The following is a 710-nucleotide window of genomic DNA, read 5'->3' as shown; positions in this document are numbered from 1 at the left end:
CAGCCTCGTTGCACTCGACAGCTCCTACGGGCGCACCCCACCGGGAACAAGCGCCCTCGCCACAGGGTGATTACGGTGCTGGGCTGGCCGGCGCCTCCAATTGATCCAACGCCTTATCCACCAGCAACTGGCACAACTCCACCAACTGATGAATCCCCAACGCCACACTGCGCCGCGTGCCCTCCACCTCGAAGGCCAGGTCCTCAGCCATGGCTTTTACCGAAGCCAGGGTTTCGGCGGTGCTGGTCAGCAGCGTGTCAGCGTCGGCTTTGGCGGTGACGGAAAACAGGCTGTCGATACGGGGGTCGGTGCTGGGTTCTGGTTTTTTTGGATTGAGGTAATGATCGAGAGCGCGCTCGGCGGCGGCGCGGTCTTTGAGTAGGTCTTCGATGGCGTCGAAATCCGTCACTGGATTTGTTCTGTTGAAGTTCGGTTCAGTCTTTCCTTCGTTCATGTGCATGCTCCTGATGAAATTGGAGCCATCACTTGCCGTTATGGTCGTGAGGCTTACGACCTATTAATTCGGGTTCCCACTCCCGGCCGCTGTTTCGCAGCGACAGCAAAAGGTTAGAGAGCGCATTTCCGAGGGACAACCTTAAAAACTTGTCGGATGTTTCGTTCTGGAGAGCGGATCCTTCCGACGTACCTGAATGATTTATGCTCCCTTCCGCCCCACCGCAAACCCCGTGGCGAGGGAGCTTGCTCCCGCT

The 710-nt window shown here is 57.9% G+C and carries 1 protein-coding gene; it reads right to left on the bottom strand.

The annotated features are described in order from the left end of the window. Positions 1 to 70 precede the first annotated feature (70 nt). Positions 71 to 454, bottom strand: coding sequence for a DUF6124 family protein (locus HU811_RS27100; protein ID WP_189674248.1), 384 nt, complete (start codon positions 452 to 454; stop codon positions 71 to 73). Positions 455 to 710 lie beyond the last annotated feature (256 nt).

This window comes from Pseudomonas tehranensis, from assembly GCF_014268615.1.
Classification (GTDB): Bacteria; Pseudomonadota; Gammaproteobacteria; order Pseudomonadales; family Pseudomonadaceae; genus Aquipseudomonas; species Aquipseudomonas tehranensis.
Note: the sequence above shows the minus strand (reverse complement) of the source record. Positions and strands in the feature narration are given on the sequence as shown.

Bases quoted from the DNA above. Each gene is read 5' to 3' on its own strand.
- HU811_RS27100 (WP_189674248.1), bottom strand. From the start codon at position 454: ATGAACGAAGGAAAGACTGAACCGAACTTCAACAGAACAAATCCAGTG.